16 protein-coding genes are annotated in these 26576 nt (G+C 59.8%); 3 read left to right on the forward strand and 13 right to left on the reverse strand.

The window, feature by feature from the left end; all coding sequences use genetic code 11:
- The first annotated feature begins 11 nt into the window (after nt 1–11).
- Nucleotides 12–1820, forward strand: coding sequence for a sodium-extruding oxaloacetate decarboxylase subunit alpha (gene oadA, locus ACTJLA_RS00900; RefSeq protein ID WP_034129149.1), 1809 nt, complete (start codon nt 12–14; stop codon nt 1818–1820).
- 74 nt (nt 1821–1894) lie between these two features.
- Here the strand turns inward: oadA and ACTJLA_RS00905 are convergent, their stop codons facing one another.
- From ACTJLA_RS00905 to ACTJLA_RS00925, 5 genes are all read right to left on the reverse strand, one after another.
- Nucleotides 1895–2830 (reverse strand): hypothetical protein, encoded by a 936-nt coding sequence (locus ACTJLA_RS00905; protein WP_440840611.1) that lies wholly within the window; start codon nt 2828–2830, stop codon nt 1895–1897.
- 333 nt (nt 2831–3163) lie between these two features.
- The gene (locus ACTJLA_RS00910; RefSeq protein ID WP_232241578.1) at nt 3164–4459 is read right to left on the reverse strand and encodes an autotransporter outer membrane beta-barrel domain-containing protein; all 1296 of its coding nucleotides are present in this window, start codon (nt 4457–4459) and stop codon (nt 3164–3166) included.
- Between the two features lie 144 nt (nt 4460–4603).
- Nucleotides 4604–7570, reverse strand: a complete 2967-nt coding sequence (locus ACTJLA_RS00915; protein WP_440840612.1) for an autotransporter outer membrane beta-barrel domain-containing protein — start codon at nt 7568–7570, stop codon at nt 4604–4606.
- A gap of 155 nt (nt 7571–7725) precedes the next feature.
- Nucleotides 7726–8496: an amino acid ABC transporter permease gene (locus ACTJLA_RS00920; protein ID WP_014720547.1), complete on the reverse strand. Its 771-nt coding sequence runs from the start codon at nt 8494–8496 to the stop codon at nt 7726–7728.
- A complete protein-coding gene (locus tag ACTJLA_RS00925) occupies nt 8493–9314 on the reverse strand; it encodes an ABC transporter substrate-binding protein (RefSeq protein ID WP_034129145.1) in 822 nt (273 codons plus the stop codon). The genes ACTJLA_RS00920 and ACTJLA_RS00925 overlap by 4 nt, the downstream gene beginning before the upstream one ends.
- Before the next feature lie 114 nt (nt 9315–9428).
- On the opposite strand from ACTJLA_RS00925, the gene ACTJLA_RS00930 reads away from it, so the two are divergent.
- Nucleotides 9429–10331: a homocysteine S-methyltransferase family protein gene (locus tag ACTJLA_RS00930; RefSeq protein WP_197900106.1), complete on the forward strand. Its 903-nt coding sequence runs from the start codon at nt 9429–9431 to the stop codon at nt 10329–10331.
- Between the two features lie 126 nt (nt 10332–10457).
- Here ACTJLA_RS00930 and ACTJLA_RS00935 read toward each other — a convergent pair whose 3' ends face one another.
- Genes ACTJLA_RS00935 through ACTJLA_RS00945 form a run of 3 tightly spaced genes read right to left on the reverse strand, consistent with a single transcriptional unit; the run spans nt 10458 to nt 12221 of the window.
- Nucleotides 10458–11129 (reverse strand): GNAT family N-acetyltransferase, encoded by a 672-nt coding sequence (locus ACTJLA_RS00935; RefSeq protein ID WP_054916941.1) that lies wholly within the window; start codon nt 11127–11129, stop codon nt 10458–10460.
- Between the two features lie 10 nt (nt 11130–11139).
- Nucleotides 11140–11586, reverse strand: a complete 447-nt coding sequence (locus tag ACTJLA_RS00940; RefSeq protein ID WP_054916939.1) for a GNAT family N-acetyltransferase — start codon at nt 11584–11586, stop codon at nt 11140–11142.
- Nucleotides 11583–12221 carry an FMN-binding negative transcriptional regulator gene (locus tag ACTJLA_RS00945; protein ID WP_034129141.1) on the reverse strand — a complete coding sequence of 213 codons (639 nt, stop codon included), beginning with the start codon at nt 12219–12221 and terminating at the stop codon, nt 11583–11585. Before ACTJLA_RS00945 ends, ACTJLA_RS00940 begins: the two co-directional genes overlap by 4 nt.
- Nucleotides 12222–12308: 87 nt before the next feature.
- On the opposite strand from ACTJLA_RS00945, the gene pdxR reads away from it, so the two are divergent.
- Nucleotides 12309–13847: a MocR-like pyridoxine biosynthesis transcription factor PdxR gene (gene pdxR, locus ACTJLA_RS00950; protein WP_440840613.1), complete on the forward strand. Its 1539-nt coding sequence runs from the start codon at nt 12309–12311 to the stop codon at nt 13845–13847.
- A gap of 5 nt (nt 13848–13852) precedes the next feature.
- Here pdxR and ACTJLA_RS00955 read toward each other — a convergent pair whose 3' ends face one another.
- The 5 genes from ACTJLA_RS00955 to ACTJLA_RS00975 form a co-directional block, all read right to left on the reverse strand.
- Nucleotides 13853–18463, reverse strand: coding sequence for a dermonecrotic toxin domain-containing protein (locus ACTJLA_RS00955; protein WP_054916933.1), 4611 nt, complete (start codon nt 18461–18463; stop codon nt 13853–13855).
- Nucleotides 18464–18578: 115 nt separating this feature from the next.
- The gene (locus ACTJLA_RS00960) at nt 18579–19670 is read right to left on the reverse strand and encodes a polyamine ABC transporter substrate-binding protein (RefSeq protein ID WP_054896069.1); all 1092 of its coding nucleotides are present in this window, start codon (nt 19668–19670) and stop codon (nt 18579–18581) included.
- Nucleotides 19667–20701 (reverse strand): histone deacetylase family protein, encoded by a 1035-nt coding sequence (locus ACTJLA_RS00965; protein ID WP_054916930.1) that lies wholly within the window; start codon nt 20699–20701, stop codon nt 19667–19669. The genes ACTJLA_RS00960 and ACTJLA_RS00965 overlap by 4 nt, the downstream gene beginning before the upstream one ends.
- Before the next feature lie 127 nt (nt 20702–20828).
- Nucleotides 20829–21821: an AraC family transcriptional regulator gene (locus tag ACTJLA_RS00970; protein ID WP_440840614.1), complete on the reverse strand. Its 993-nt coding sequence runs from the start codon at nt 21819–21821 to the stop codon at nt 20829–20831.
- A 63-nt stretch (nt 21822–21884) separates the two neighbouring features.
- On the reverse strand, nt 21885–26522 hold the full coding sequence (locus tag ACTJLA_RS00975; RefSeq protein WP_440840615.1) for a hypothetical protein: 4638 nt from the start codon (nt 26520–26522) through the stop codon (nt 21885–21887).
- Nucleotides 26523–26576: the final 54 nt, after the last annotated feature.

Here is a 26576-nt window from a genome sequence, read left to right on the forward strand (position 1 = left end):
GGAATATAACAATGAGCAAGAAGATCTTCGTAACCGACACCATCCTGCGCGACGCCCACCAATCGTTGCTGGCCACCCGCATGCGCACCGACGACATGCTGCCGATCTGCGACAAGCTCGACAAAGTTGGCTACTGGTCTCTGGAAGTCTGGGGCGGCGCGACCTTCGACGCCTGTGTGCGCTTCCTCAAGGAGGACCCGTGGGAGCGCCTGCGCCAACTGCGTGCCGCACTGCCCAATACGCGCCTGCAAATGCTGCTGCGCGGCCAGAACCTGCTGGGCTACCGCCATTACAGCGACGACGTGGTCAAAGCCTTCGTGGCCAAGGCGGCGGTCAACGGTATCGACGTGTTCCGCATTTTCGATGCAATGAACGACGTGCGTAACCTGCGCGTGGCCATTGAAGCGGTGAAAGCCGCTGGCAAACATGCACAAGGCACTATCGCCTACACCACCAGCCCAGTGCATACCGTGGAAGCGTTCGTGGCCCAGGCCAAGCAATTGGAAGCCATGGGCTGCGACTCCATCGCGATCAAGGACATGGCCGGCCTGCTCACGCCCTACGCCACTGGCGAACTGGTCAAGGCACTCAAAGCCGAGCAGAACCTGCCGATCTTTATCCATTCACACGACACCGCCGGCCTGGCCGCGATGTGCCAACTCAAGGCCATCGAAAACGGTGCCGACCACATCGATACGGCCATCTCCAGCTTTGCCTGGGGCACCAGCCATCCGGGCACCGAGTCGATGGTCGCAGCCCTTAAAGGCAGCGAGTTCGACACCGGCCTCGATCTGGAACTGCTGCAAGAGATCGGCCTGTACTTCTACGCCGTGCGCAAGAAGTACCACCAGTTCGAGAGCGAATTCACCGCCGTCGACACCCGTGTGCAAGTCAACCAGGTGCCGGGCGGGATGATCTCCAACCTGGCCAACCAGCTCAAAGAGCAGGGCGCTCTGAACCGCATGAGCGAAGTGCTGGCCGAGATTCCACGAGTGCGTGAAGACCTCGGCTTCCCGCCACTGGTAACGCCGACCTCGCAGATCGTTGGCACCCAGGCGTTCTTCAACGTATTGGCCGGCGAGCGCTACAAAACCATCACCAACGAAGTGAAGCTCTACCTGCAAGGCGGTTACGGCAAGGCGCCGGGCACGGTGAACGAAAAACTGCGCCGCCAGGCCATCGGCAGCGAAGACGTGATCGACGTGCGCCCGGCGGACTTGCTCAAGCCGGAGATGACCAAGCTGCGTGGCGAAATCGGCGCATTGGCCAAGTCCGAAGAAGACGTGCTGACCTACGCCATGTTCCCGGATATCGGGCGCAAGTTCCTCGAAGAACGCGATGCCGGCACCCTGGCCCCTGAAGTGTTGTTGCCGATCCCGGAAGCGGGCGGCGTGGCCCGTGCTGGCGGTGAAGGTGTACCGACCGAATTCGTTATCGACGTGCACGGCGAAAGCTACCGTGTGGATATCACCGGTGTCGGTGTAAAGGCCGAAGGCAAGCGTCACTTCTACCTGTCCATCGACGGCATGCCGGAAGAAGTGGTGTTCGAGCCGCTAAACGAATTTGTCAGCAGCGGCGGCAGCAAGCGCAAGCACGCGACCGAACCGGGCCATGTCAGCACGGCGATGCCGGGCAATATCGTCGATGTGCTGGTCAAGGTCGGCGACGTGGTCAAGGCCGGCCAGGCCGTGTTGATTACCGAAGCCATGAAGATGGAGACCGAAGTGCAGGCAGCGATTGCCGGCAAGGTCGCCGCTGTTCATGTGGCCAAGGGCGACCGGGTGAACCCTGGGGAAATCCTGATCGAGATCGAAGGCTGATTACTCAGCCTTCCAACTACCGCTTAAACCTCGGGGGGGCATGTGCCCCCTTTTTTTTGCTGATTTTTTGACCATCAGGCGGTGATTGCCGGGCTCTCCTTGCGTTTGAATTCGACAAAAATGCCCTTCGGGGTGTAGATCAATTCAGGTTCCAGGGTGGTCAGGTTACTGCTGATGGCGCCGAACCTCCCATCAATGGTGGTTGCTTTGGCGATGGGTAGCTGGCGCTTGAGCAACTCGTCGCTCTCTGGCTGTACGTCAAGGTGCAGGGTGGGGTTCCCCAACGTTAATGTGTTGCCGACGTTCAGCACGGAGTGCTGTTGATCCACGCCGATTTTGAAATTCACGCTCGATCCTGGTTTCAGATTCAGATCATTGGTGATCCTTGTCCGCGCCGTAATCGCGGGGTCGAGCAGCAGGGTGCCGGCTACGTTAAGATTGTCGACGTTACCGCCGGAGTAGCTCGCGCCCGGCTCGATATCCATTGTGCCCTTGATCCCACTACGGTTGATCAACGTCGCGTCGCTGAACACCTTGCCTTGTCGGTTGGCGTGCAGTGCACCGGTCAGCTCCCAGGAGCCTTTGCCGACCCACAGATGCTGCATTCTTGTCGCCCCTTCAAAAGTCCCTCCTTCAGCATCGTCGAGAATCACCTGATTGGTGCCACTGCCCCCATCCACTTCGCCGTTGAAACGGCTGCCTTTCTTGATAATCAACAGATCGTCACCGCCTCCCATGTCGAGGGCTACGCCGTTGCCGCCGGTGATAACGCCCTGATTGGTCACTTCATCGGCTTTATTTCCGTCCAGCTTCACACCCGTGCCTGTTGCACCGGTGATGCCCCCTCGGTTATCCAGCCAGACGGAGGTGAGCCCGGAGCTGACCAAGCCATGAACAGGCGCCTTGATCTGTACATCCGGGCTGTTGACGATTTCAACGGCTGTCATGAGGTGGGGGTTAGCCAGGTTGGCGTCGCTTTGGGTCAGTTTGGCCAAGTGGTCGATATTCATACCGTGACTGCTCGCTGAGCCTGGGGTAGTCATGAGTTTGATGGTATGGGTATTGAGCAAGCCATTGGACGGTTGGCTATGGGCAGTCTTGAGCTCGCCAGACAACGCTGGCGGGTGTGCAGGTGGCTCTGCTGGTGTGGCCGGGGTGACGGCAGCGGCGAGGGACTGGGTGCCATGGGCAAACAGCATGCCCATGGAAGGGATATACGAGAATGGCGAGATCATGGTTTCCGGCCTCTTCGGTGTAGGAGGCCGGAGTGTAGCGAGCACAATCACCGGCTTAATGTCAGGCGTTGTAACCGGCTTGAGCGTGAAGTTTCCTCAGTTGCTGTCTTAAAACCCCATCTTCCATTCGCCTACCAGCCCATGGTTACGGCTGTTACTGCCGACCTCAGCGGTGTACGCGACGCTCAGTGCCTGATGAGCAGAAAGGCCTATGTCCAACCCCGTGCGCAGGGCCAGGCTGTCGCGGTTCAGCGAGACGCCATCGACGGTGAAATCACTCTTTTCTCCGGTCAGGTCAATCAGTCGGGAAGATTGCTTCACGCTGCTTTGCACGTCGCCGTAGAGGTGCTTCCAGTGGGTGCTCAAATGCGGGGACAGGCTCATGTTGTTATCAAAACGATAAAGGCTGCCCAAGCGAAGCCCCAGGGTGCTGCTGAGGTTTTGCTGGGTTTGCGCACCGACATTCAACGCCGCAAAGCCGCCTTTTTCCTTGAAACCTTCACGATGGTAGCGCTGGTACCCCAAGCCTGCGAACGGCTCGACGCTTAACGTATCCTTGCCCAGCTGGTAGCCCATTTCGCCAAACACGGTTTGGCTTTGGGCCGTGTATTTGCCTTTGAGTTGCTCGCGATAACCCAAGAAGTCGATATCGACACCGCGTTTGTTTTGCCCGTCATGGTTGCTGTAGATGGCACCCAGGCGCAGAGCCAGCGGGCCGTCCTGGCGTACGGCGTATGCGCCCAGATGCCAGCTGTCGAGCGCTGCTTTGAAACGCTTGTGCTCAAACTCGCTTTCGGATTTGCCTCCCACCACACCGGCACGCCAAGCGTGATCGACTGCCCAGTCGGCGCCCAGAACAACGCCCTTGGTGCTTTGCTGCAACCCGACGCTGCCATATTGGCCGTCAAGTTTGCCGTTGTGGCTGAGGCCTTTTACCCAGATGCGGCCATCGGCATCGTCTGCGACGTTTGCTGGCAGGTCGCGCAGGACCGAGAGCAGCGTGTCGCTGACCTGTTGCGTGCTCATTTGGGTGGCTGCGGCAAGGTTGGCGTTCTGGCTGCCCGCGAGTTGTTCGAGGGCCTGAGCGACCTTCCCCGGTGCGAGGTTATTGAGGTATTCGCCGATATTGCCCAGTTCGTACCTGTCCCAGGGGGTGAGTTTGTCTGATTCAAGTAGCGATTTGACCGCCGCGTCAACGGCCAGGGCCAGGCGCTGGCCGTTGCGAGTGTTTGTGTGTTCGGCCAGGTAAAAATCGACGGGGGCGTCTGTCGAAAGGCGATGCAAGACGCCGTCACGATTGATTGACCCGGTCAGTTCTGTGATCCCGGACCGATCGAACACGTGTTCCACGCTTCCCTGCGCTTGGGCAAATTGAATGCTGCTGGCGGCCAGCCCGAAGGACATGACGAGCACGAGTCGCTGTAAGGTGAATGGCATGCAGTCCCAACCTCTTGATTAATGAGGCCGGGAATTTAGGCGAGGTGAGGGGGGGATAACTGTCAGGCCATCGACCCCTGATTTGCGGGAGTTGTCTCTAGTACGGTGCGATTAAAAACTCATCTGCCATTGGCCGGTCAGTGCATGGTTGCGGCTGTTGCCGCCCACTTCGCCTGTATAGCCCAGGCCCAGGCGATGGCGGGCGGATAAACCCAAGTCCAGGCCCGCTTCCAGCAACAGGCTGTCCCGATCCAGGGCGCTGCCTTGCACATTGAACGCCGTGCCCCCGGCCAGGAAAGCCTGGCCGGTGGTGCTGTCGACATCGCCATAGGTGTGCTTCCAGCCAACGCTGGCGCGGGGTGTGAGGCTGACGCCGTTGTCCAGCTGGCTCAGGTGCACCAGGCGCAGGCCGAAGGTGCTGCTGAAGTTGTCCTGGGTCTGGCCCTTGACGTGTAACGCAGCGGCGCCGCCTTTTTCGTTATAGCCGTCGCGCTGGTAGCGCTGGTAGCCGAGGTTGGCGAACGGCTCTGCGCTCAAGCGACCTGCGCCAAGGGCGTATCCCAGTTCAGCAAAAGCCTGCTGGCTGTTGGCGTCATAGTCGCCTTTGGGGCGGTCGTTAAAACCGTTGAAGGCCACCGTGCGTTTACTGTCGCCTTGGTGCCCGCTGTAGGCAGCACCCAGGCGCAAGGCCAGTGGGCCACTCTGGCGCAGGGCATAGACGCCGGCGTGCCAGCTGTCGACGCTGCCGTCCACACCGGCGGTGTCCAGGTCGGTCTTGGAATAACCCCCCAGCACACCCAGGCGCCAGTCGCCGTCCAGCGCCCAATCGGCACCGAGCACTGTGCCCTTGGTGCGTTGGGTCAAACCGTTACTGCCGTGCTCGCCGTCGAGCTTGCCGTAGCTGCCGATACCTTGCAGCCACAGGCGGCCGCGGGCGTTCGGGTCATTGAGGTTGCGCACCTCGGCGGGTACGCCGGTGGCCGCCAGTGCGGGTGTGTCTTTGCCGTCCAGTCCCACCAGCAGTCCCGCATCGCCGCCCACCTGGTGCATGGCGGCGAGCATGCTGTTGCCCACTTGAGCACTGGCATTGAGGGTGGCGCTGGTGAGGCTGGCAGTGCTGCTGCCCGCCAGTTGCTCGATGGCTGCACCGGCTGTGGCGGTGGTGGTATTGAGCAGGGCGTTGTACAGCGGATTGTTCGTGCCCAGGCCCGCCAGGCTGCTGGCGGCGCTGGCACCGTTGGCGGTGCTGGCGAACTGGTTGAAGGCGATGTCGTTACGTGTGTACGTGAGGCCGACCTGAGTGGCGCTGTAATCCAGGGTTGGGGTCAGGAAGGCGTAGTCGCTGGTGACCTTGCCAAACGTGCCGTTGATGCTGCCGGCTTGCAGCACGCTGTAATGGCTTTGCCACGGGTAGGTGCCTTCGCCGGGGTTGACCGCCAGGGTCGCGCCATTAAGGTAAGCGGTGCCGCCGACCTTGATCGGTGCGCTACTGCCGTCGGCGTTGACGCCATAGGCGAGGGTCGAGCCGCTGCCCATGCGCAAGTCACGGCTGATGCTGGCGGTACCCAATGCGGTGTTGGTCTGCAGGGTGCCGTTCATCAGCAGGCTGCCCACCGAGCCGCCGCCGGCATACACACCGCCAGCATCGACCGTCACATTACCGGCAATGCCGCCTTGGTTGACCAGCTTGGCACCGCTGGAAATCTCGCCGCCGTCGCTGAAATCACCCTGGCCGGTCAACGTCCAGATGCCTTGCTTGACCTCCAGCCATTCAAGGTTGCGGCTGTCGCCAAAACTGCCCCCTGCGACGTCGTCCAGGGTCAGTCGGTCGTAACCGCTGCCGCCGTCCACTGTGCCGATAAAGCGGCTGCCATTGCGCAAGATCACGTGGTCGTCACCGCCGCCCAAGTCCAGGGCCAGGCCATTGCTGGCACTGATCGTGCCGCTATTGATGACTGTGTCGGCGTAGTTGCCGACGAACTTCACACCAAAGCCATCCAGGCCCTGAATCGTGCCGTGGTTCTCCAGGGTGGTAGTCGCAAGCCCCGGCCCGTCGCTGCCGTCGTCCACCAGGATGGCATTGTTGGCTCCACTGATCAGCGCGCCCTTGGCGTTGTAGATAGCGCCGCCGCCCAGGGCGATCCCTTCGCTGCCGTTGGCAAAGCCGTTCTTGTCGGCACCCCCGGCGCCGACACCCTGGATGACGCCGTAGTTTTCGATATGGGCGATCTTGTCGATGTCCACGCCGTCACCGTCGCCATCCGGTTGCAGCCCGGAGAACGCGCCGGTGATGGTGCCGTGGTTGATCACAGTGCCGTCGCCATCGGAACCAAAGCCCGAGCCGTTGCGGCCGAGCACCGTGCCGTAGTTGGTCAGCGTGGCGCCCTCGTCCGTGGTGATGCCATGGCGGCCACCGGAAATCATGCCGTAATTGGTGACCGTTACGCCGCTGGCGGAGTCGACGTCCACGCCATCGAACTTGTCATCGCGGGAGAAGGTGTTGCCGGTGGAAATCTCGCCGTAGTTAGTGATAGTGGCGTTGGCGCCGGTCTTCATGCCGTCGCTGGCCACCCCGCGAATCAAGCCACCGGCACGGTTGATGATGGTGGTGGTGACGTTGCTGCTGCGCAGCGCATCCAGGTCCAGCCCTTGGCCGGTGGCCGAGCGAAGGGTGCCGCTGTTGTCGATCAGCACGCTACCGCTGGCAAAGTTATTGTTGATGCGCAACGCATCATTGGCGCCTTGGATCACCCCGCCGGCAAGGTTGTAAATGCTGTACCTGCGCTCCCCGCTGACACTTCCTGAACTGTCGATACCCCGACCGCCACTGGAGACCAGCTTGCCCGCGTTAGTCACCACCACCCCCGCACCGCGGGTGCCGTCCTTGAGCGTCACCGCCACCACAGAGGTTGTAATGCTGCCAGGCGCCGACGTGGTCAACGTATCACTGCCCCCCAAGGTTTGCCCCTGGGGGGTAGGCGTGTCGATCTGCAGGGTTTTGGCTGCGGCTGCTTCGATGAAACCACCGCTGGCCAACAGGGTGATGGCGAGCGCGAGGCGTTGAGGAGACGGGGGCATGCTGGGCGACCTTGTTATGGCAAGCGAGTCGACCTGTATAGCGGAGGGGAGTTGCAGGAATGTGTCGAAAAGATGACGACAATGAATATGCAATCTATTGCAGATCCTTGAGCCTATTCAGCCTGAGCGCTGCAATATATTGCACATTCTGCACGTCAACCGCGCCGCACGTAGCCCTTGCCGAAATGCCGCTCCATCCGCGCCTGGATCAATTCGAGCCCCAGGGACATCACCCAATAAATGATCGCCGCCGTCGTGAGCATCTCGATATAGCGGTAGCTTGAGCGGCCATAGGACTGCGCCAGAAACATCACTTCCCACACGCCCATCACGGAGATCAGCGACGAATCCTTGAGCATCGAGATGAACTGGTTAGTGGCCGGCGGGATGATGGTGCGCATGGCCTGGGGCAGGGTCACGTGCCAGAAGATCGCCCTGTCGCGCATGCCCAGGGCCAGCGCAGCCTCGCGTTGACCATGGGGCACGCCGAGGATGCCAGCGCGGAAAATCTCGCTCAGGTAGGCGCCGTAATTCAGTGACAACGCGATGATCCCGGCGACGATGGCGCCTGGCACCAGCCCCAATTGCGGCAGGCCCAGGTAGATCAACAGGATCTGGATCAGTAGCGGCGTGCCGCGAAAGAACGAGGCGTAGAAACTGGCAATGCCGAACGCCACGGCACTTTTGGACAGGCGCCCCAACGCGGTGATAAAGCCCAGCACCGACGACGCGACAATGGCGCACAGGCACAAGAACAGCGTCAGCGCCGCGCCTTGCAGGAAGCCGTTGGGCGCAAGGTGCAGGCCGACCAGGTTGGGCAGCTTGTCGAGGATGATCGAGAACTTCAGGTCAAAGCTAAGGAAGAAACTCGCAAACAGCGCGAACAGCGCCGCCCAGGTCAGGTAAAGCCGTAGGCGAAAACTCATCGGCTTATATCGGCGCCGATCCATTTTTGCGACAGCGCGCTCAAGGTGCCGTCCTGCTTGAGCTGGGCGAAGACCTCACGCACTTTGCTGTCCCACTGCGGGTCGCCTTTCTCGATGGCCACCGAGTTGGGCTCCGAGTACAGCGGCGCACCGGCGAGCTTGAAACGCTTGTCCTGGGTCAGGCGCGGCTGCGCGGTGACCAGGTTGGTGAGGATCGCATCCAGGCGCACGCCAGCGCCCAGGCCCAGATCCTGGAACGCCACGTTGTCGGTGTCGTACGGGGCGATCTGCACCTCCTCGAACGGGTACTGCAACTGCGTGTCTTCGGCGCCTTCGATCACCAGGTTCTTGTTCAGGTAGCTTTCGTAGCTAGAGGCGCTGGTGAGGCCGACTTTCTTGCCGCTCAGGTCCTTGGCTTCGTGGATGCGGTCGTCCTTGGCATTGACCACAATCACGGCGGGCGAGGCGTAGTACTCCACCGGGAAGTCGAACACCTCGGCGCGTGCCTTGCTTGGGGTCATGGAACAGATGCAGATGTCGTAGCGCCCGCTCCAGCGGCCGGCGGCGATCACGTCCCAGGACGGGGTTTCCAGGCGCAACTTCACGCCCAGTTTTTGCGCCACGGCCTTGGCCACGTCCACGTCGAAACCGTCGAGCTGATTCTGGTCATTGAGAAATGAAAACGGTGGATAGCTTTCCATCAGCACGCCGACCAGCTCTTTCTTCTGCTCGACACGATCCAGCGTGGCACCGCCAAAGGCTTGGGTTGAAGCAGCCAACATCGTCAGGCCCAGGGCCAACAGCGGTCTGAATTTCAAAATCGAACACCTGAATAAAAAAGAGGTTGTTATTAACCGAACGGTACGCATTAAATAGTTATAAGAACGACTCTCATAGTGAGTTATTTTCATAAGCATATGAGTAAAAAGCATATGGGCGCAGTAAGCACAGTAATTCTCGATGGTGGCATGGGCCGTGAACTGCAACGCCGTGGCGCGCCGTTCCGTCAGCCGGAATGGTCGGCACTGGCCTTGAGCGAAGCGCCGCAAGCGGTGGAGGCGGTGCACGCGGCCTACATCGACAGTGGTGCCAATGTGATCACCAGCAACAGTTACGCGGTGGTGCCGTTCCACATTGGCGAAGCGCGGTTTGCTCAAGAAGGGCAGGCGCTCGCCGCCCTGGCCGGTGAGTTGGCGCGACGGGCGGTGCAGGCCTCCGGTAAAGCCGTGCAGGTAGCCGGCTCACTGCCGCCGCTGTTTGGCTCTTATCGCCCAGATCTGTTCCAGGCCGAGCGCGTCAGTGAGTTGCTCACCCCTTTGGTGAACGGCCTCGCCCCGCATGTCGATCTGTGGCTGGCGGAAACCCAGAGCTCGATCGCTGAAGCACGGGCAATCCATGCCGGGCTGCCTAAAGATGGCAAGCCATTCTGGCTGTCGTTTACCTTGAAAGACGAAGACACCGACGAGGTGCCGCGCCTGCGCTCCGGCGAACCGGTGGCGGACGCAGCCGAGGCGGCGGCGCAACTGGGCGTGCAGGTATTGCTGTTTAACTGCAGCCAGCCGGAAGTGATCGGCGCGGCCATTGATGCGGCGCGGGCAACTTTCGAACGATTAGGTGCAGCGATTCAGATCGGCGCCTACGCCAACGCTTTCCCACCGCAACCCAAGGAAGCCACGGCCAACGATGGCCTGGACCCGTTGCGCGACGACCTCGACCCACCCGGCTACTTGCAATGGGCGGCCGATTGGCAAGCGCGCGGCGCCAGCCATCTGGGTGGATGCTGCGGCATCGGACCCGAGCATATTGCGGTGCTGGCCCAGAAGTTGGCTGGCTGAGCCTAAGTTCCGAGAGTCGCCACCCTCCAATGTGGGAGCTGGCTTGCCTGCGATGGCATCAACTGGTTTGCCTGATACACCGAGGTGTCTGTATCGCAGGCAAGCCAGCTCCCACACATGTGAGCATTAATCCCGACACTCTGTGAGTGTCTTCAACTGGCCCGAACCACTCTGGTTCGCCTGCGACAACCACGCCTCAAACCCGGCACCGACCTTCGGCCATTCCGAATCCAGGATCGAATACCACGCCGTATCGCGGTTCTGCCCCTTGACCACCATGTGCTGGCGGAACACCCCTTCAAAACTGAACCCCAAGCGCTCGGCTGCGTACTTGGACCGCGCGTTGCCGTTGTTGCACTTCCACTCCAGCCGACGGTAGCCCTGCTCGAACGCATATTTGGCCAGCAGGTACACCGCTTCGGTGCTTTTTGGCGAGCGCTGCATGGGTGCGCCGAAGGTGACGTGACCGATTTCGATACGGCCTTGCGCCGGGACGATGGACATCAGGCTGAGGATGCCCTGAACCTGGCCCGTCGCACGGTCGATCACGCTGAAAAAGTACGGGTCGCTGTGGGCGGCGTGATTGTTCAACCAGGCGTCGAAGGCACTGCGCTCGGTGAACGGGCCGTAGGGCAAGTAATCCCACAGCTTCGGATCGGCCCCTGGGCCGTCAAGGGCTTGCCACAGTTGATCGGCATGGCGCGCCGGGTCGAGCTTTTCCAGGTGGATAAAACGCCCTTCAAGCAGTTGCGCAGTCGGCGCCGGGACGCCTTTCCAATCAGCGAGGGAATTGATCATGCAGTGCTCCTTAAAGACCTTTGCGAAATTGGATGAAGCCTGGGCGTTCGGCGATGCGCTCATAGAGCTGGATCGCCGTGGCGTTGGTCTCATGGGTCAACCAGTGCACCTTGCAGCAGCCATCGGCCTTGGCGGTGGCGTAGACGAATTCGATCAGCTTGCGACCGACCCCCGTGCCACGTTGGGCTGGGTCAACCAGCAAGTCCTGCAGGTAGCAGGAGTTCTCGATGCTCCAGTTGGAGCGATGGTAGATGAAGTTGACCATGCCCACCGCCTTGCCGTCCTGCCAGGCCAGTGCCGAATGCGTCGGCTCGCTGGGGTCGATCAGGCGTTGCCAGGTGCTTTGGCTGACGGCGTCCGGCAATTCGGTGTTGTAGAACGCCAAGTAGGCCTGCCATAGCGGCAGCCAGGCGGCTTGGTCGGCGGCTGTGACCTGGCGAATGTCGATCAAGCTCATTCTGAAACTCCTTGGGGAATAAAGCGGGCGAGGGTCTGGTCACGTACATCGGCACTGGCGGCCAGGCCGTCACGTACACCGGCCATGTCGGCGGCGCTGCGGTTCTGGCTGAGTTTGCGTTTGCCCACCAAGCGTTCGATCGGCAGGGCAAAGCCGACAATGGCCTTGAGCATGCCGTCGATGTAGTCCGCCGGTGCGTCGCTTACACGCCAGGGTTGGGCGCGGGCGCTTTCATGGCGGTCGGTGAGGGCGGTGACCACCTTGAGCAAGCGCTCGGCGTCGCTGAATACCGCAGGCGTGCCATAGGCGTGCACGGCGATGTAGTTCCAGGTCGGGACCACTTTGCCGTGCTCGGCCTTGGCGGGGTAAAACGCCGGGCTGATATAAGCGTCGGCACCGGCGAAGATCACCAGCGCTTCACCGCCATTTTGCAGCTCACGCCATTGCGGGTTGGCCTTGGCCAGGTGACCGTACAGCGTGCCGTTGGGCCCTTCATCGGGGTTGAGCAGCAAGGGCAAGTGGCTGGCTTGCAGGCCGTTTTCACCCACGGTTACCAACTGCGCCAGACGGGTGTGCTGGATCAGTTGCTGGATTTCGGGCAAGTCATCGAGAGCAAAGGCGCGGGGTGTGTACATGGAGATATTCCTTGGCGAATGCCTGCATCCTAGGCAGGCTATTGGTTCGTTGTAAGAGCCATCTCGCGCTATTTTCATAGGTCCAATATGCCGCCTGTTTCGCCACCGCTGTCCTTCAACCCCGCCGGTATCGAGCTGGACCGCCGCCAGGGCCTCACGCGCCAGCTTTATGAGGCCCTGCGCCAGCGGGTATTGGATGGGCGATTGGTCAGCGGCACGCGGTTGCCCGCAACCCGCGATTTGGCGACAGCCTTGTCGATTTCCCGCAACAGCGTGGTGCGCGCCTACGACCAGTTGTATGCCGAAGGGTTTATCGAGAGCCGGGTGGGTGATGGCACCTATGTTGCCCAATTGCCGATGCCCCAAAAACTATCCACAAAAGTATCCACAGGGTTGTCAACAGGATTATCCCCAGGGTTATCCACAAAATGCGCAAATTTACCTGAGGATTTGGATGACGAAGTTATCCACAGTGCCGGGTTGGCGCGGGTAAAAGACCACCACCTGCCTCAGCCGCCTTCGGGGCCGCCTCGGGCATTTCGCGTGGGCGTACCCGCCTTCGATCTGTTCCCGTTTGAGGTATGGGCCAAGCTGAATGGGGCGTTCTGGCGCAAACCCGACCTGGAACAGCTGTGCTATGGCGACCCGGCAGGTGATGGCCGCCTGCGCGGTTTGATCGCCGCGTACCTGCGCAGCTCGCGTGGCATGCAATGCACGGCTGAACAAATTGTGATCACCAGCGGCGCACAGCAAGCCATCAGCCTTTGTGCACAGTTGCTGGTGGAGCCTGGGGATGGCGTGGCGGTGGAAAACCCTGGCTATCGCGCGGCCGGCCATGCATTCGCTTTGGCCGGGGGGCGACTGCACGGCGTGCCGGTGGACGGTGAGGGCATGGATTGCCAGGTGCTCAGTGCCCTCAATGATTGCCGCGTGGCGTATGTCACGCCTTCCCATCAGTATCCGCTGGGCGTGGTGATGAGCCTGGCACGCCGCCTGGAATTGCTGGCCTGGGCCGAGCGTTCAGGCGGCTGGATCGTGGAGGACGATTACGACGGCGAGTACCGCTACAGCGGCGCGCCGCTGTCACCATTGGCCGCGCTGGATCGCAATGGCCGCGTGCTGTACGTGGGCACCTTCGGCAAGGTGGCGTTCCCGGCGTTGCGCCTGGGTTACCTGGTGTTGCCACCGGGCCTGGTGCAAGCCTTCACCCGGCGCCGCGCGGTGGACGTGCGTCACTCCGAAGTCAGCACCCAGGCGGTGATGGCCGAGTTCATGGCGGCGGGGCATTTCCAGCGCCACATTCGCCGGATGCGCCGTGCTGCGTTGAGCCGACGCAATGCCTTGTTGGCTGAATGGCCAGAGGCATTACCCGGTGTTGGCCCATTGCCCAACGTTGCAGCGGGACTGCACTTGACGGTGCGTGTCGACAGCGTGTCCCGCGAGCAACAATTGCTAAAGCAAGCTCATGCAGTCGGTGTAGAGATCAACGGCTTGAGCACCTATTGGCTGCCAGACTCCAGCACACCGCCGGATCAACGCGCCGGCCTGGTGCTGGGGTTTGCTGCCGTGCCTGAGTCGGGCATTGCGCAGGCGCTGGAGCGTTTGCGTCTGGCTTGGCTGCCATAAGCCGATCAGGTGTTGAAGAACAGCGACTGGGCCAGTTGGGCGCCGATGCTGCTGCGATGGATTTCAATCATGTCCCAGTCACTGGGGCCGGTGCGCTGATAGGCACCGCCTAGACGTTGTTGCTCGCGGGTCTTGAGGTGATCCTTGGTGAAGTTTTCCAGCGCGGCATCTTTTGTTTCATAGTGAAAGTGCGCGTACCACAGCACAGTGCCGTTTTCTTTGTCGCGAATCTCGTACTCGTCCAGATAGTCCTTTTTGGGCCCCTTGAGGGGGCGGCGGCTGATGACCTTGACGATGCGGATCAACCCTTGGCTGTTGAGCCAGTCAACCCGTTCGGCGGTTGGCGCTTGATGCTTGATCATGTCGATGTAGTGTTTTTTACCAAGTCGATAGAGGCGTTGCGCCGCGTCGTTGAGCTGGCGCTTGGTTGAGGCGGCAGAAGCGTGATCGCTTTCAGTAAGATTGCGCTGGGTCAGGGCTTCTTCGATATCGTTTGAGGCTTTTTCCAGCGCCTTTGCATGATCATCGAACATGTCTTGAATATCCTGCGGCGCATGCCAGGGTTTCCTGGAGAAACCCTGGTATTTACGGGTTTCAGCTTGTTCGCCATCCAATAGCGCTTGCCCCGTGTTGATGCTGGTGTCCAGATCCACAGCTACCGGTGCGCTTGGCTGCGATGGGGCTTTCTGCCGTTTAACCCAGACTCCCGGTGCCTTCTCATGAAACGTGGCGAGCACCTTGCCGGTCATGTGTGCCTTGACGTCGACCAACGAACTGTCTGCTTCGCGGGGCTCACCCATCACCAAGCCGTGATGACGTGTCTTGATCACTTTACGCCTTGGGGCGGGCTCGGCCCTGGAGCTGCCGGGCTTGGGCTGCTGGGCTTTTTTCTCTCGCAGCAGGTAGGCCAGGTCGTGGATGGCCCGTTGGCTGAACTCGCTTATTTGCAGGCGAAAACGTTCGAGGCGGGGTTTGAGCAAGTGCTGCGGGTAATCGGCATGCAGATCCAGCAGGCGTTGGTCGGCGCTGGAAAATTGCTCAACGAGGCTGTTGAGCACCTCGATACGATTATCCAGCGAGGCGCCATTACCGCGTTCAATAATCTCACTGAAACTTTCAACGTTGATTTCGGCTGAATCGACGATCTGGCCCATTCGCTCACGCACGGTGGCTGGAACCTGGCTTTGCGTCTCATCGATACACAAGTAACGGCCCAAGCCAATCTCAAGAGATTTGAGTTCAATGAGCGTGAGCTGCGGCAACTCTCGTATGGTTTTACGAATGATCGCCGCGCCTTCATCTCCCAGGGTTTTAAGTTCGTTGAAGCGGTCGTTGATGAATTCCAGCCGCCTGATGATGCCAAGGTTCTGAGTGGACAGGGTTTTTGCGATTTTTGCCTGGTTTTTATAGTCAATGTCTACCTCCGCATCAAGAACCGGCAACGACGCCGTCAAGGCTTTCTTGTAGCTCTTCACCTGTTGCTCCATGGCTATCTGTGTCAGTTGCACCTGTTGTTTCAGGTAACCGCTCATGTTGCTCTGGTAGGTGGGTACGGTGTCGATGATGCTCAAGGACTTCAGCTGGCTGATCGCTTCGTCGTACGCCGCCAGCCGCCTGTCGACCTTGTCGATGAACGCTGTACGCTGCAGGTCCGTGGACGGCCCCGGGGTAGCGTCCAGCGCGGGCTTTGATTCAAGCACGTCCAGTTGTTGACTGGCGGCGACGGCGTCAAAGGCGTTGAGCTGCCTCTTGAGTGCTGCAATGCGCGCAGGCTGATCGACCTTGACCGCCCGCCGGCGGTTTCTAAGACCGCCGCCGCGCAGTCGCAGGCGGATGTCGACAAACCACTGGCCCGCCAGGTTGCCGATCAGCGGCGGGCCTGTACGCAAGGGAGATTTGGAGTCGATGATAATGACACTGTCGTTGTCATCCACGATGACTTCGAACCAGCGCTCACCAACGGGTGCAAACCACCGATCCGCGAGTGGATAGAGATTGAGGTGGCGGCCGGGGGTTTTATTTTGCTCGCCAAGCTTATCGGGTTTGGCAACATTAAAACTGTCGAGTGTTCTGGCCAGTCCCAGGCGACTATGGCTCAGGGCGCCGCGCGTGTGTACGGCACCTTCATGCTTGGCAGGTAGTTGATTGTCGGGAATATCCGGTTGCTGCACGCAGGTATATTTTTTCTCGGCAACCGGCGGTTTGCTCACCGTTTCGATTGTCGTTTGTTCGGATTCAGGCTCAATCCTGGCCGCATCGAACTGCTTTCGAGGTCGCGGATGGCGCAGGGCTATATGCAGAGTCAGCGCCATTCCCAGGTTGAGGAATACATCCACCAACGCAGTCCAGGCCGTTGAGTGGTCATCCTTGTTCACGGCCTCCTCGGCAGCTTGCAGGTCGTCCATGATTTGCCAGATCCAGGCGGCGACTCCCAGGGTGCGGCCCATGAACGGCAGCGCGGCACTGAATATTTGCCAACCTGCATGTCGAAAGGTCGCCCACCGTTTCTGTACGTTGGATACCGACTGGCGTGTTGCCAATTCGACCATGGCATTGGCATTGGCCTTGAACAGCGTCGCTAACGCGTCATTGCCTATTTCTTCGTTGGTCAGCGTCACGGGGCCGCTCATGTACAGCACGGTAAGCGGCTCAACCAGTGCGCGCACCACGGTCCAGGGCGAGGGAAGGGTGTCGGGGAACACATATTGTGCATAGTTGAAGCGTTGCGCGTCGGGCAGCCAGGCCAGCACTGACTCGCGCAAGGTACGGTCATGTTTGATGGCGTACAGCAGGTTTTGCCGCGATGCAAATTGCATCAGCGTCGGTTCGAGCAGGGGCCGATAAAGCACGCAGGGGCCGGCGTCGGAATGCCTCGGGCCGATCACGAACATATTGGCGACCACGTCTTGCTCATGGCCGGGGCGCAAGGTGGGCACAAAGGCCAGGCAGCGAATGACAATGGGCTGCCCATCTACTTTGCGCTCCTGTTCTTCGTTGTGCATCACCGCGGCGATGTAGCGGTAACCGCGTTCATCGACGCCGCCCTGGCCGCGGATTTTCATCTGCAAGGCCAGCAGTGGCAGTTGCACCTGAAGGTGGCGGGTGTAGATCTGCTGTCGATGGCGCGATTGCAGCGGATCATCGAGCAGTTTTTGTTTGACCAGGGCTGGGTAGTTCTGGCCTATATCAATGTCTTCTATGACGTCTTTCAGAAAGCGGTAAGTCAGCCAGGTGGGTACACCGTTGTCCTTGCCGTTGTAGTGCACGGTCGCGTTGCCGGTAGGCAAGCCGGTAAGGTTTTCCAGGGCCAGGTCGATCAGGTCACGACGAGTGATGTCGACGGCACCCGGAATGACAAATGTGCCCCACAGAACCGGGCTTTCAATCACAACCTCGACCTTATCCAGATTCAGACTCACGCCCTTTTCCGGGACGCGGATATGGCTGTGCAACTGAGTCCGGGCATAGTCACGAATAGACGGAATGCCGTCCTGGAATGTTTCGCCGTGGTAATGGGTGTGCAGTTGGGCCAGGTCGATCATATAGCGGCTGTAGGCGGCGGTATCGGAGTCCGTCGCCGAGGTCAGCCAGTCCGGGAGTTGTTGGTGAATCTGGCGAATATTCGACAACTGGTGATCGCTCATCTCTTCGATGCTCGGCACGATCCGGGCGACAGTTGGGGCGGGCGGCTGATCCTGCAGGCCGGCCCCGCCGAGGCTGCCAATGACCTGGATTTGCAGCGAGATCAGCGTGCAGGCCAGCGCATCGAAGAAGTTGCCATCAGGCTCGTACAAGCGCCATTGCAAGGTAGCGTCCTGCTCTGGTGCATTCAGCCTTGCCGGCAGCGAAGCACCGAACTGGGCCAATGACTCGAACGTCTCATACCCGCTCACAAGCGAGTGCGTCAGCACCATCGGGCGGTTCTCGTGTTCGCCCACCAATACGGTAAGGTCCAGGAAGTAGAGGTGGGTAGACTGGCCATCTTCAAGAATATCCACGTCAACCAGGTAGGCATGGGTTTTATAGGGGTCTTTCAGCGAGCGCCTGGCTCGGTCGGGCTCATGAAAAACCGTGCGGGCCATGGCGCATTCGTGCTCATCCAGACCTTGCTCTTCGGTGATGTTCCACACGTTTCTCAACGCGCTGGAGAAGGCCTGCCAGCGTGGGCCGGCTGCGCCATTGGACGCGTTCCAGAAGTCCAGCTGCTGCTCTTGGAACGCGGCGAACAGCAGGTCTGATAACTCGTTGATCAGACGTGCAATGGCATCGATTTTCACCGCGAGGTGTACGGGAGCCGTAGCGTTGGGTTGTAGCGTGAGGAAGTGTTGACCGTCGAGGTAGGTCACCCTGTCGCTGGACAGTGCCTGATGAGCAAGCACCGAGGTGAGTGATTCCACAGTAGCGGGCGCGCGCTCGACGGCGTTACCGACCACCTCCCATTGAGGGCTGACTACCACGGCCAGATCGGGGTCGATATTCAGGTTGGGATACAGCTCTTTGAGTGCAGAGCGCAGTGTGGCGGCGGCAACTTCCCGGGCGGTGGGGCCGGTGGTTAACTGGGTAAGCAGTTCATAGGTACTGGGCGGGCGGTGATTATTAGCGGTGTCATTGGGCATGTGCAGCTCCTCTGCATTCGATGGCCCGGACGGGCTTCGCAAATGAGCAAAGTAGCGAGCTGCGTTGCGTCGAGGGCGGTAGATACGTCGAGGCGCATCTACGCCCGCCAGTGTTTCACGTGCCGGATTTGATCTTGGTCCAGGCTCTGGTCCTGGCGCGCTCCGCATCACGCCCCAGAGGCTTTAACGTATACAACGTCGCCATCGCCGCTTCGGTCGGGTAGAGGTTGGGGTTGTTGCGAATGGTCGGATCGACTCGTTCGGTCGCGTCCTTGTTAGGGTTGGGATAACCGACAAAATCGCTGATGGGCGCAATAACCTCGGGCTGTAGCAAGTAGTTGATAAAGGTATAGGCGTCCTGTGGGTTTTGCGCGCCCTTGGGGATGGCGAGCATGTCGAACCAGATCGGCGCGCCCTCTTTGGGCAGGCGCATGTCCACGGAGACGCCGTTTTTTGCCTCTTTGGCACGGTTGGCGGCCTGGGAGAAACTGCCGGAATAACCCACCGCGACACAGATGTCGCCATTGGCGATGTCGGCCATGTACTTGGACGAGTGAAAGTAAGTGATGTACGGGCGGATCTTCATCAACAGTGCTTCGGCCTTGTCGTAGTCCTTGGGGTTGCTGCTGTTGGGGTCCAGGCCCAAGTGCTGCAACGCCAGGGGCAGGATCTCCGAGGGCGAGTCCAGCAGTGCGACGCCGCATTGCTTGAGCTTGCTGATGTTCTCTTCCTTGAAGATCAGGTCCCAGCTGTCCACGGGGGCGTTGTCGCCCAGGGCCGCCTTGACCTTGGCTGGGTTGAAGCCGATCAGGATGGTGCCGTACATGTAGGGCACGGCGTATTGATTGCCGGGGTCGTTGGCTTCGATCAGCTTCATCAGTTTGGGGTCAAGATGGTTCCAGTTCGGCAACTGGCTGCGGTCCAAGGGCTGGAACACGCCGGCTTCGATCTGTTTGGCCAGGAAAACGTTGGACGGCACCACCACGTCATAGCCGGAGTTGCCGGTGAGCAGTTTGGCTTCCAGGGCTTCGTTGGTGTCGAAGATGTCGTACACCAGCTTGATCGACGGGTGCTGGGCCTTGAAGTCTTCCAGCGCCTTGGGCGTGATGTAGTCGAACCAGTTGTAGACCTTCAGGGTTTTTTCTTCGGCCTGGGCTGCGCCGCTGACAACCACGGCGCACAGGGCGAGCGACTTGAGTATGTTCATTGGGCTGCTTCCTCGAAACCTTCCAGCACGTTGACGGCGTTGATGCCGATTTCTTCCACCGCGTAGCCGCCCTCCATCACGAACAGCGTGGGTTTGCCCAGGCGGGCAATGCGTGCGCCCATGGTCAGGTAGTCCGGGCTGTCGAGCTTGAACTGCGAGATAGGGTCGTCCTTGAACGTGTCCACACCCAGGGACACCACGATGATGTCGGCGGCGTAGCACTCGATTTCGGCGCAGGCCTGTTCCAGCGCGGCGCTCCAGGCCTGCCAGCCGGACCCGGCCGGCAACGGATAGTTGAAATTGAAACCCGCGCCTTCGCCTTCGCCATGCTCATCGGCATAACCGAGGAAGAACGGAAACTCTGCCTCCGGATGGCCGTGAATCGAGGTGAACAGCACGTCGCTGCGCGCGTAAAAAATGGACTGCGTGCCGTTACCGTGGTGGTAGTCCACATCGAGGATCGCGATCTTTTTGCAGCCCTGATCAAGGAATGCCTGGGCTGCGATGGCCGCGTTGTTGAGGTAGCAATAACCGCCCATCAAATCGCTGGCGGCGTGATGCCCCGGCGGGCGGCACAGCGCGAAGGCACTGTGGGCGCCTTGGGCGATAGCGGCCTGGGCGGTGAGGGCAACTTGTGCTGCGCTGTAGGCCGCTTGCCAGGTGCCGGCTGTAATCGGCGCACCACCGTCGAAGCTGTAATAGCCCAACTGGCCGTGCAGGCTGGTGGGCATCACGCGGCGCAACGTGCGCGCAGGCCAGGTGTAGGGCAACAGATCGCCGTCCTGGTCGTATTCGGTCCAGCGCTGCCAGGCGCCTTTGAAGAAGTCGAGGTAGTCGCGGCTGTGGATACGTTGCAGCGGTGCCAGGCCGAAGTCCAGCGGTGCTTGCACGGGCCCCAGCTCCCGCGCCTTGACCCGTTGCAGCACATGGTCGGCGCGCGAGGGCATTTCGAAGCAGGGCATCAGTTGCCCGTCCATCAGTTCACAGCGGCCATGGTGCAAATGATGATCGTCCGAGTAGATCGTCAGCATGTTGTTGTTCTCCGAAGGCTCTGGGGTATGCCTTGCAGTGTTGCCAGACGCCGGGTTTTGGAGAACGGCAGGAGCGGCCAAAAGGGGATCGATATGGCCAATGTGTCTGTCCGCTATTCGCCCCTTGCTAAGGCCTGAACTGACTCGGTGCCACACCGCTCCAGCGCACGAACGCATGCCTGAAGCTCGCGGTCTCGCTGAAGCCCAGTTGCTCGGCGATCCGGTAGATCGGCAGTTCATCCTCCCCCAGCAACTGTTTGGCGCGTTCGAAGCGTAGTTCGTCGAGCAACTCCTGATAGCTGCAGCCCAAATCATGCAAATGCCGGCGCAGGGTACGTGCTGAACAGTTCATCTGCCCTGCCAGTCCCTCCAGGCCCGGAGCGGCATTCAGTTGCGCGGCCAGTAACAGGCGCACACGCCCCAGCCAGGCCTGGCGACCGGTGAACTCGGCATTCTGCCGCCGGCAGCGTTCCACCATGGCGCAGTGGGTGACGGCGTCGGCCAGCGGCAGGGGTTGATCGAGCCAGTCACGGTCGAACGCAAAGGCATTGCTGGCGGCGCCAAATTGCAGCGGGCAGTCGAAGCGTTCGGCGTAGCGTGCTCGATAGTCGGGCGCTGGGTATTCAAAGCGCGCGCCGAGTAATGGCAGTGGTTGGCCGAGCAGATCGTCGCCGATGACTTTCAGCGAGAGCAGGCAGAACTCGACATTGAAGGCGTGCAGGGCTGGGTCTTCGCGATAGTCACTGGCGCTGAACCAGACACGCTGGCCGTCCTCCTCCAGGCTCAGTTCAAAAAGTGTTCCCAACAGCGCCGGGTAGCGCAGGGCCAGGCGCAAAGCGTCACCGAAGGTGGCACTGGTGAGCAGTGCATAACCGAGCATGCCGTAGGATGACACATGCATGCGCCGGCCCAGTTCCAAGCCGATACCCCGGCGCAACGCCACGGCGTTGGCGCATACGCGCATTTCCTGATGAGTGGTAATACGCGTATCGGCGCGGCCCAGGTCGGCGCTGCTGATGCCACTGCCGGCCAGCAGGGTTTGGCTGGGTATGCCGTCAGGCTTGAACGTCTCCAGTATCAGCGAGATCGCATTGAGGGTGGTCAGGTGTGAATGCAGCATGATCGATTCCAGCCTGGGTTTGCCAGGCTGGAGCAAGTTATGTGCCGTTGCGCGAGGGGGAGGTCAATAGACCTCTGGCGGGAAAAACAAGCGCTGGGCTTGCGTCAGGTTGATGGAGCTGCGGTAGTAGTTGAGTTGTTCCTCTGCGTTTAAGTCGGTGATCGTGTCAGCCACCTCTTTGAGCTGTTGTTCTGCTGGTGTTTTCAACCGTGCATGGAGAAATCTGTTAAGTGAAGCGTGGGCGCTCGAGTATTGGAAATGTGCATACCAGAGGGGTTTGCTGGTAGACAGATCAATGACGGCATACTCATCTTGATAGCTCCAAGTGGCGCCCTTGAGAGGCTGCCGGGTCGTGACCTTTTTGATCGCAATTTCGCGGTGGTTAATGAGCCAGTCGACATGGGCAATGGTGGGTGGCTGTTGCTTGATCAGCTTTGCCACGGTTTCAGTGGCTCGTGCGTAAAGTGCTTTTGTGGCAGCCTTGAGTCGTTTGCGCAGGTCTGCGCTGGATTGCTTGGTTTGTGCCGTGACTTTGGCTTTGATCAATGCCTCGTCAATATCTTGCTCGCTGCGCTCGAGCAACCAGGCGTGCTGGTGAAACATGTACTCGATGCCGATGGCCGTGCGCGAGGTATCGTTGGCTTGTTGGCTGGCGCGTTCTTGAAACTTCGGCAATTGGGCAAGTAGTTTCTCGCCCGCGGTGGTGGCGTCGTGGAGCGTGAGCGTTGCGGATGTGGCCTGTGCCGGGGGCGTTTCGATGTGTTCGACCCACATACCCGGAGTCTTCTCATGAAAGGTGGCCAGGACCTGGCCGGTTATCGGGGTCTTGATATCAACGAACCTTGATACGGTCCCTATGGGGTCCAAGCGGGGTTCGCCAATCAACACGCCGTTGTAGCGTGTCTGGATAAATTTTTTCAGCGGCCTGGGTAGCGCAGGGGGAGGGGTGGGCCTGATTCGCGTCAGTTTCTGTTCTTCGTGCAGAGGGACAAGTGCCGCCTTGGCGCGGTTGGCGAACCCTTGCAGCGATCGACTCAGGCGTTCCAGGGGTTGGGCCTGGATCTGTTCGGAGAACTCTTGAGAAAAGTCCTTCAAGCGCTCATCGATGAACTTGAACTGCTCCACTAGATTGCTCAAGGCATCGATACGCTCGTCCAGGCGATATTCGCTTCGCTCATCCAGGGTGTCACGCAGGGTCTGTACCGCGACGTCGGCACTGTCGAGCGTGTTGTTGAGCATCTCCCAGGCATGGGGTTCGGTTGCGAGGGATTCAGGGGTCAGGCACAAGTGACGCGCCAACGTCACCTGCAGGGCCCTGAGATCGTCGCTCATATAGCGGGGCAGTTTGCGCTTGCTCTCCCTGATCACGTCGAATCCGGCCGGGCCGAATTTGCGTAGTTCGGTGAAGCGTGACTGAGCGTAATCCAGGCGTTTGATCATGCTGTCGCTCATCTCGACGATCTGTTGGTAGTCCGCGATATCGCTGGTATGAGGTGGCGGTGCATGGATTGGGAGCTGTTCCAGAACGGGCGAAAGTTTTGAAGTAAAGGGGACAAGTACTTCGTTTACCCCTGCTTCATTGAGCGCCAGTTGGGCCTGTAGATAGCCAATGGCTTTTACTTGGAATTCAGGCTCCGAGGTGAAGACGGCGATGGTCATCAGGTGTTGCCGTGCTTGTTCGTAGTCTTCCGATTGGCCATCGAGCGTGTCCAGGTAGGCCTGGCGTTTGGCTTGGGCACTGGTACTGGGGGCCTCGTCCATTGCTTTGCGGGTTTCTTGCAGTAGGCGCTGCTGGGTTTTCTTCGCGCTTTCAAACGCTTTCAATTTACTGCGCGATGCGTCGGCTTCGGTGATCGCAAGGTCCTTGGCGGTATTTTTCAACCGATCGGTACTGGGTTTGCGCAGGCGCACCCGGTGGTCGACGGACCATTCGCCCTGAGCGTTGTGAATCAGTATGGGGCCGATGCGGTTGGCCTGGTTGGGGTCAATGACAACAATGTTTTTATCGTCGTCCACTTTCACCATGAACCAGTTTTCGCCGACGGGAGCGTAGTGCTGCTCTCCTGACTGATACAGGTAGCGGTCAGCAGCCGGTTGGTCTATGACGGCGCCGAGGTCAGCGGGCTTTTCTGTTTTAAAGCTTTCAAGCATCGAGGTTTCCAGCGCTGGCGTGCGGTTGATTGCGCCGCTCGTGTTCAGTGCGATCTCGTGATCGGGAGGCGGGGCCAGCGAGGTTCGCTCAGGCAGTTGCTCGACGGTGAAGCTTATCGTGCTGGAGGGGCCCGGCGTTTCAGGCGCAAGCTCGGTCGTCTTGACTTTGGTGGGCTCGATCCTGGCCGGCTCGAACTTAGGTCTGCTGCGCTGTGCGCTGTGTAAGGTGATCGCCATACCCAGGTTAAGCAGCACATCGGTCAGCGCAGACCATTGTGCAGGCTTGTCGCCCTCCTCATGGGCCTGGGCAAAAGTTTCCAGCTGTTCGACGATTTGCCAGATCCACGCGCTAGTGCTTGCGACGCGCCCCATAAAGGGCAGTGCGGCATTGAAGAGCACCCAACCGGCCTGCTTTAGCGTGTCCCAGCGGCTTTCGGCATTCGATACCGATTGGCGGTCCGCCAGTTCAATCAGCGCTTTGGCGTTGCTCTCGAACAGCGTCTTGAACATATCCCCGTTGAGGCTCTCCTCACCAAGACTCACGGGACCGCTATAGGTCCATAGCTCGATGGGGTTTACCAGAAAGTCGGCGATGACCCACGGCGACGGCCAATGACTGGTAAAGACATAATTGGCGTAGTGGTTACGCACCGCGTCCGGTAGCCAGCTAATCACCGAATCGCGCAACGTGCGCGACTGGCTGATGGCATACAGCAAGTTTGCCGGTGATGGGTATTGCAGCAACGCGGGTTCAAACAACGGGCGGTATAGCAGGCAAGGGCCGTCTTGAGCATTTTCTGGGCCGATGATGTACATATTGGTGACGTCATCGTTGCCGTTGATGAGCCGGCGCTTGGGGTTGAAGCTCAGGCGTCGCACCATGATGGCTTTGCCGTCGACGTAATGGTCGCCGCTTTCAGGCTGCATCACAGCCACAACGTAGCGGTAGCCGCGCTCGTCAATCCCGCCCATGCGGCGAATCTTGTGCTGTAAGGCCAGCATCGGCAATTGGACTCGCAGGTGATCGCGGTACAGTTTTTTGCGACGTGACGCCTCGGCCGGGTCATCCAGCAGTTTGCTGCGGATCAATGCAGGGTACGTGACACCGATATTACAGCGGCTGATCAGTGTTTCGAGGTAAGCCACGGTTATCCGATCCGGTATGGATTGGCGGATGTCGCTCAGCAACGTTTTATTACCGGTGGGCAGTGCAATCAGGTTTTGCAGGGCCAGTTCGGCAAGGCTGAACGTGGTGGTTTCGAACTGCCCGGGCACGGTGAAAAGGCCCCATACCACCAGGCTCTTGACCTGGATTTTCAGCTTGTCGAGCTTCAGGTAATGCAGCGTCGGGTGGTCCTTGAGCAGCTCGATTTTCAACTGGTCCAAGGCGAACTGATGAATGCTGGGAATACCGTCATCGTAGGTCTTGCCGGCATTCAGGCTATTGAGCGAGGCCAAGTCCTTGAGGTGGCGTGAATAAAGCGACTGATCGCTGGCAGAGGCATCGGTCAGCCAGTCCGGCAGTTGGGTTTGATACCAGCCTGGGCCCGGCCCTTTGGCGATGGCTTTTTCGGCAGGCATCGGGAGTGTTTGCAGGGGCGGGTGTTTCGCGCTGGGCTGTTTGTAATCCCCGGTTTTGAGGTTTTCCACAGTCTCAAGTTGCAGGGCGATCAGCTTGCAGGCAGCGTGCTCGAAAAAATCGCCGTCAGGTTCATAAAGGCGCCACTCCAGGCGATCAAAAGCCTCCGGTTGCTCCAGGTGATCCTTCAACGAATCGCCTAGCTGTTGGTAGGTGTCGTATTTCTCGTATCCCTTGAAGGGTGAGTAACAGAGGATCAGGGTTTTGTCTTCGAGTTTGCCCTCGAGCACGGTCATGAATACTTGGTCGGTGTGCTGCGTCTTGGAACCTTTTACCAGGTCGGCATCAATCAGATAAGCGCGGCTGCCATAAGGGTTATTGCCTTGGCGAGCGGAGCGGGTGGGTGCATGAAACAGCGTTCGGGCCATCGTGCAGTCTTCGTCGGTCCAGGCATCGACGTGTTGCACATTCCAGGCCCCGCGCAGGCTCTGGGTGAGTGTTTGCCAGCGAGGACCGTTGCCGTTGCTCTGGTTCCAGAACGTTACCAACTGTTCCTGAAAGGCCCGGTAGACCACCGGCGCCAGGGTATTGATAAGATTGGCGATTTCGACAATACGCACGGGTAAATGAAGCGGGGGGGTGGTCAACGGCTTCAGGGTCAGGAAGTGATTGCCCTCGACGCACAGCGTCGGCACCTTGAGGATGGCCTGCCGGGCCAGGATGCTGCTCAAGGTTTCATAGCGTGTTGGCCCTGGCACGATCTGGTCATCGATGAGCTCCCAGGTGGGAGTGCCCATCAGTGTCATGGCCGGGTCGATGTCCAGGTCTGGGTATTTCTCCAGTAAAGACTGGCGCAGCAGTTCGCGAGCTGCTTCACGAAACGAAGGTCCGACGGACAGTTGAGTGGCCAGTTTGTGTGTTTCAGTGTCTGGAGGCGTTTGCTGCGAGGGTGTGGAGTTGGAGGTTGTCATGCGGGCATCCCTGTCTTGCCGATCAATGGAAAAAGCCGAGAGCAGGCTCGGGTT

The sequence above is a fragment of the Pseudomonas sp. 22072 genome (assembly GCF_052046095.1).
GTDB lineage: Bacteria > Pseudomonadota > Gammaproteobacteria > Pseudomonadales > Pseudomonadaceae > Aquipseudomonas > Aquipseudomonas paracarnis.

Excerpts from the sequence above, each read along its gene's own strand:
- oadA (WP_034129149.1), top strand. The coding sequence starts at position 12 with ATGAGCAAGAAGATCTTCGTAACCGACACCATCCTGCGCGACGCCCAC.
- ACTJLA_RS00905 (WP_440840611.1), bottom strand. The coding sequence starts at position 2,830 with ATGAATATCGACCACTTGGCCAAACTGACCCAAAGCGACGCCAACCTG.
- ACTJLA_RS00910 (WP_232241578.1), bottom strand. The coding sequence starts at position 4,459 with ATGTCCTTCGGGCTGGCCGCCAGCAGCATTCAATTTGCCCAAGCGCAG.
- ACTJLA_RS00915 (WP_440840612.1), bottom strand. The coding sequence starts at position 7,570 with ATGCCCCCGTCTCCTCAACGCCTCGCGCTCGCCATCACCCTGTTGGCC.
- ACTJLA_RS00920 (WP_014720547.1), bottom strand. The coding sequence starts at position 8,496 with ATGAGTTTTCGCCTACGGCTTTACCTGACCTGGGCGGCGCTGTTCGCG.
- ACTJLA_RS00930 (WP_197900106.1), top strand. The coding sequence starts at position 9,429 with ATGGGCGCAGTAAGCACAGTAATTCTCGATGGTGGCATGGGCCGTGAA.
- ACTJLA_RS00935 (WP_054916941.1), bottom strand. The coding sequence starts at position 11,129 with ATGATCAATTCCCTCGCTGATTGGAAAGGCGTCCCGGCGCCGACTGCG.
- ACTJLA_RS00940 (WP_054916939.1), bottom strand. The coding sequence starts at position 11,586 with ATGAGCTTGATCGACATTCGCCAGGTCACAGCCGCCGACCAAGCCGCC.
- ACTJLA_RS00945 (WP_034129141.1), bottom strand. The coding sequence starts at position 12,221 with ATGTACACACCCCGCGCCTTTGCTCTCGATGACTTGCCCGAAATCCAG.
- pdxR (WP_440840613.1), top strand. The coding sequence starts at position 12,309 with ATGCCGCCTGTTTCGCCACCGCTGTCCTTCAACCCCGCCGGTATCGAG.
- ACTJLA_RS00955 (WP_054916933.1), bottom strand. The coding sequence starts at position 18,463 with ATGCCCAATGACACCGCTAATAATCACCGCCCGCCCAGTACCTATGAA.
- ACTJLA_RS00960 (WP_054896069.1), bottom strand. The coding sequence starts at position 19,670 with ATGAACATACTCAAGTCGCTCGCCCTGTGCGCCGTGGTTGTCAGCGGC.
- ACTJLA_RS00965 (WP_054916930.1), bottom strand. The coding sequence starts at position 20,701 with ATGCTGACGATCTACTCGGACGATCATCATTTGCACCATGGCCGCTGT.
- ACTJLA_RS00970 (WP_440840614.1), bottom strand. The coding sequence starts at position 21,821 with ATGCTGCATTCACACCTGACCACCCTCAATGCGATCTCGCTGATACTG.
- ACTJLA_RS00975 (WP_440840615.1), bottom strand. The coding sequence starts at position 26,522 with ATGACAACCTCCAACTCCACACCCTCGCAGCAAACGCCTCCAGACACT.